5 protein-coding genes are annotated in these 4,359 nt (G+C 43.7%); 4 read left to right on the forward strand and 1 reads right to left on the reverse strand.

Annotated elements, in window-relative coordinates:
• Positions 1–588 (reverse strand): type IV toxin-antitoxin system AbiEi family antitoxin domain-containing protein (locus ACTQ53_RS17125; protein WP_441934491.1); only part of this gene is annotated, 588 nt, incomplete at its 3' end.
• Positions 589–1,585: 997 nt separating this feature from the next.
• Between ACTQ53_RS17125 and ACTQ53_RS17130 the strand changes: the two genes are divergently transcribed.
• The 4 genes from ACTQ53_RS17130 (at position 1,586) to ACTQ53_RS17145 (ending at position 4,275) form a co-directional block, all read left to right on the forward strand.
• On the forward strand, positions 1,586–1,963 hold the full coding sequence (locus ACTQ53_RS17130; protein WP_264959772.1) for a single-stranded DNA-binding protein: 378 nt from the start codon (positions 1,586–1,588) through the stop codon (positions 1,961–1,963).
• A gap of 434 nt (positions 1,964–2,397) precedes the next feature.
• The gene (locus tag ACTQ53_RS17135; RefSeq protein WP_441934493.1) at positions 2,398–2,748 is read left to right on the forward strand and encodes a hypothetical protein; all 351 of its coding nucleotides are present in this window, start codon (positions 2,398–2,400) and stop codon (positions 2,746–2,748) included.
• A gap of 20 nt (positions 2,749–2,768) precedes the next feature.
• On the forward strand, positions 2,769–3,350 hold the full coding sequence (locus ACTQ53_RS17140; protein WP_117695773.1) for a hypothetical protein: 582 nt from the start codon (positions 2,769–2,771) through the stop codon (positions 3,348–3,350).
• A gap of 172 nt (positions 3,351–3,522) precedes the next feature.
• Positions 3,523–4,275, forward strand: coding sequence for a ParA family protein (locus tag ACTQ53_RS17145; RefSeq protein ID WP_181976530.1), 753 nt, complete (start codon positions 3,523–3,525; stop codon positions 4,273–4,275).
• Positions 4,276–4,359 lie beyond the last annotated feature (84 nt).

Here is a 4,359-nt window from a genome sequence, read left to right on the forward strand (position 1 = left end):
GAATCCTACCTTTTGATAGAGGAATGCTTTATTGTACAATGCCAGATACTTTTCGAGTTTTGGCTCATCAAGCAGTGATATTCCTTCCATGCAATGAAGCAATTCCTCAATGCCTCCAGCACGTTCTATACGGTCACAGCAGTCTATGACTGTTCGTTCCAAATCAGTTACACGTACATAAGGATTTCCCTTGGGAGTTATAACGCCATTTTCCGCAGTTGGTTCAAAAGGGGTTGCACAGTACACAAAGTCTATTCCTTCAAAAGCAAAATCTTTGAAACGGCTTTTGCTGCCAACATAGGCATTGTAGAAAGGTTGGTGGGCAACTCCATGTAATTCAAGAGCTGTGTGCCAACCAACATATGAAGATTCTGAAATCTTGGAACTCAACTCGAACTTGTCACACATGGGAGCATCTGTCGATGGATCAATAGTGACGTACATGTTTCGCCTAATCGGTTTCAGAACCTTCTGAGATTGCCATCGGGATATGGCCGTAGATGTTCCTGCATGAGACAATTTCATCTCACGCATCACATCTTCAAAGTTGAAGATCCTAATCTTGTATAAAGGCGTAAAAGTTGCCATTTTTGCATCGAAGTATTTATATATGAATAACTTTGTGCAAAAATAGCAACTTTTCTTCAAATATCCAAATGTTTAGGCAAGAAAAACAAATAATTATACTATTTTTAGAATTGATAGACGAATGATGCAACCTTGCCCCATTGCGTATAACTATTCTTGCATTTCAGCAAGGAAAAATAGATTCTCCAAAAATCCTTGATTATATGTTGTAAACAAGTTTATTTCGGCATATATACATATATGGTTTTCTTAAACTTGTAAACTTCCTGGTTTGAGTGGTTGTAAGAGGGTAGAGGTTTACTATTTGAGTTTGAAAGAACATGTATATATACATGGGTAAACTTAAACCTTAAACTTGTATGCTGTATGCGCCGTAAGCTTTGCCTTGGCAGTAGCTCTTTAGCTGGTTCAGGGCTTTGCCTTCTTCTCCTTACTGAAATTTCGACGTTCTTCTCTTCAACTTCGCTTGTTGCCAGGAGATTTGGTTGAACTTGCGTCTTGTCTCAGGCATCATGCTTCTCTGCTCAGCTTCCCTCTACATGCTGATGCTTACCCTTGGCAGTCATAGGCCTGATAGTTCTGTCCTTGGCTTAACCTTATTCATGTTCATGATGAAGTTTGAGTTTTCCTGCCTGTCTCTTGAACTTATAAGCCATCTTGCGCAACCAGTTTGCTTGAACAAACATCGAGGAGGATGCAGCTTTCCTTTACCCAACCAACTGCAGATATTTTCTACTCATCCTTTTCATTCATATTTTTGGACGAAGCATCCACACTTACTTTTTCCGCTGCAAAGTTAGTGCAAGCCACATTTCTGCAAGTACCAGATGCCTTATTCTCAGAATTTTTTCAAAAACTTTTCCGTCTGCTGCTCATCCATAAAACTTTTCCTGCCCAAGGGTGAAATAATTCGATAATTCCTTGCTTCCTATGTTTTCCTTGCCAACTCTGATAGCACCGTAAAAAATAAATGTTTCACTTCTAAAAATATTGAATTATGAAAAAGATGGAAAATTCTTTCGCAGTAACTGGTTTCGTAGGTAAGGATGCAAGCATCCATCAGTTTACAACCGCAAGCGTAGCTCGCTTCTCACTGGCCATCAGCCGCAATGAGAAGAATGGCGATGAAAACTCTCGCACTTCTGCCTTCATGAATGTAGAGGCTTGGCGCAAGAACGAGAACACCTCTTCATTCGACCGCCTGGTCAAGGGAGCACTCCTCACAGTAGAGGGCTACTTCAAGCCAGAGGAATGGCAGGATGCCGAGGGAGTCAAGCACAACCGAGTGATTCTCGTTGCCACTAAGTTCTACGAAGCTGTTGAGAAGGAGAACGCTCCTGATTCTCAGCAGGGCAAGCCCCAGAAGGATAAGTAAATCCTTCACTTCCTCTGATAAAGAGCGGCCTTTGGGTCGCTTTTTTATGCTTATACTTCTTGTCATTTTAATCATTCTGCATCATTTTAATACCCTATTAAAACGATGCAAAAATATTAATAATAAACTGATATTCAATAGCCTTGCGAGTTTTATTCCTATACTTTTCCTTGCTGAAAGGATTGTCCTGTTATAGGAGGATTTCATTCATCGACTTCTGGGAATCGGTAAGAATTCTGTTGCGAAGGTAACGGTTCTGTCTTATCTTTACAAGGTCAGGGCGCTGCTTTGCTGAAAAATCTCCACACCATTCGGGTAGTATTTTGCAGACAAAACCTTGTATGGATAGCCATAACACCTTCTGAATGCAACATAATTTTTAACCATCCCCGAAGTAGTTGATCTACGAAAGGGAGATAAAATCAGATGGCATTATGACAACAATGAAATCAATTCTCAGCCGACTTACCCAGGCAGTGAGCGGCACAGACAAGGAACTCTTCAGTGAGCAGGAGTTGAACAAGTTTGCTTCATTCTATCTTGACAAGTGGGATGAAAACACAAGCGAGGACGTGGTGGCAGAGTCTTTCGTGGACTATTGGTGGAACACCGACAGGGCTTGCAGACGATGCTCGGAATGTGGCAAGCTGATGCGTGAGGGTTATTGCGCTGACATGGGAGTAGCCTACTATTGCAGCAAGGACTGTCTGCATAGCGACTTCACGGATGAGGAATGGGCAGAGGAATGTGAATCCAACGACCTGAGTTATTATACAGAATGGTAATCAAATAAATATACAAGACAATGGCTAATCAGGCAACAACGACCTACAAGGTCACAGGAACCCAAAAGGCAGTAAGCAACCTTTGGAACACCCTTCAGCGCATGGAGGTGAACAGCAGGAATATCTGGCTGGATGACCTCGCCAAGCACTATGGAATCGACTATCAGAAGAAGCACATCAGCGTGCGTGGTCACATCTACTGGGCAGAGTATGAGGAGGATGAAGACACCAATCTTCTTTCTTTCGAGACCGAAACTGCCTGGGACGCTTGCAATGACCTCTTCTTTGAGATAAATCGACTCCTGGATGATGAACTGAGCATTTCCTACAGATGCTGCGAGTGTGGATGTGAGGTCTATTACACTCACGATGAAGGCAATTACTTTCCCGAAGAATGCTGCGTCAGCGCATCCGGCGAACCATTCGAGGATTGTTGCGATGATGTTTACGGCACTATAGGAGAAGCCATCAGGGAATGGACTTCCAAGACCGGTATTGAGCAGGGAGAGCGAACCGATGAACAGATGATGGACTTCATCAATGAATATGAGTATGAGGACGATGACACCTATTTCTACATCCGCACCTTCACATTTGAATAAATGACTCCTCAAATCCTAACGTTTCCCCTGACACTTTGGGTTGTTAGGGGAAGCGTGGAGGAACTCTCGCCAGATACCCGTACCTTTGTACACGTTAATACATGTCGCCACGTACACGTGGAGCCATGTACACATGAATACGTTAATACATATATACAAAAGATTTTATATTATGTCATTGAAAATCATTACATTCGCCAATCATAAAGGTGGCGTTTCGAAGACCACCTCTACAGCCTCCATCGGGGCTTGCATGGCACGTATGGGCAAGAAAGTCCTGCTCATAGACCTTGACGGTCAGGCAAATCTTACCCTGTATTTCATCCCTAATGAAGATGAAGTGCAGGCAAGCATCTTTGACTCTCTGGTTGATGGCGCACCCCTGCCAGTGAAACACATCAGGGAGAACCTCGACCTCGTTCCTTCCTCCCTCGAAATGGCAAGCGCAGAGATTGCCTTGACCAATCTTCTGGCAAGAGAACAGCTGCTGAGCCGACTGCTCGAACCCGTGAAGCAGAACTATGACTACATTCTCATAGATTGTCCTCCGTCTTTGGGAATCGTTACGACAAATGCTTTCCTTGCAGCTGATGAAATCATCGTTCCGATGACTCCAGAGCTTCTTCCTCTGAAAGGAATGAGAATGCTCGATTCCTTTGTCTCTACATTGCAGCGAGTGAAGCCGAACCTCAGACTGGGAGGAGTTTTCATCGCCAGATTCAACCATCGCAAGTTGAACAAGGTGGTTGAGCAAGCCGTGAAGTCCCGTTACGAGACTATCACCATGCAGACTCGCATCCGTGAAAACATCGCCCTGGCAGAATCGGCAGGCAGCGGTCAGAGTATCTTTGAATATGACCCTCAGTCGAACGGAGCGAAGGACTATCAGGCATTGACAGAAGAAATTATTTCACGTAATCAGTAAAGACTATGGCAAAGAAGAATATGGACATTCTGCTTGGCAACATTCTCGGAAAGGCTGCCATTCATCCGCAGGACAGATTTGACA

Source organism: Prevotella sp. Sow4_E9_plate, from assembly GCF_052116205.1.
In the GTDB taxonomy this organism is placed as follows: Bacteria; Bacteroidota; Bacteroidia; order Bacteroidales; family Bacteroidaceae; genus Prevotella.

Coding starts and splice junctions, on each gene's coding strand:
- ACTQ53_RS17130 (WP_264959772.1), top strand. CDS start 1,586: ATGAAAAAGATGGAAAATTCTTTCGCAGTAACTGGTTTCGTAGGTAAG.
- ACTQ53_RS17135 (WP_441934493.1), top strand. CDS start 2,398: ATGACAACAATGAAATCAATTCTCAGCCGACTTACCCAGGCAGTGAGC.
- ACTQ53_RS17140 (WP_117695773.1), top strand. CDS start 2,769: ATGGCTAATCAGGCAACAACGACCTACAAGGTCACAGGAACCCAAAAG.
- ACTQ53_RS17145 (WP_181976530.1), top strand. CDS start 3,523: ATGTCATTGAAAATCATTACATTCGCCAATCATAAAGGTGGCGTTTCG.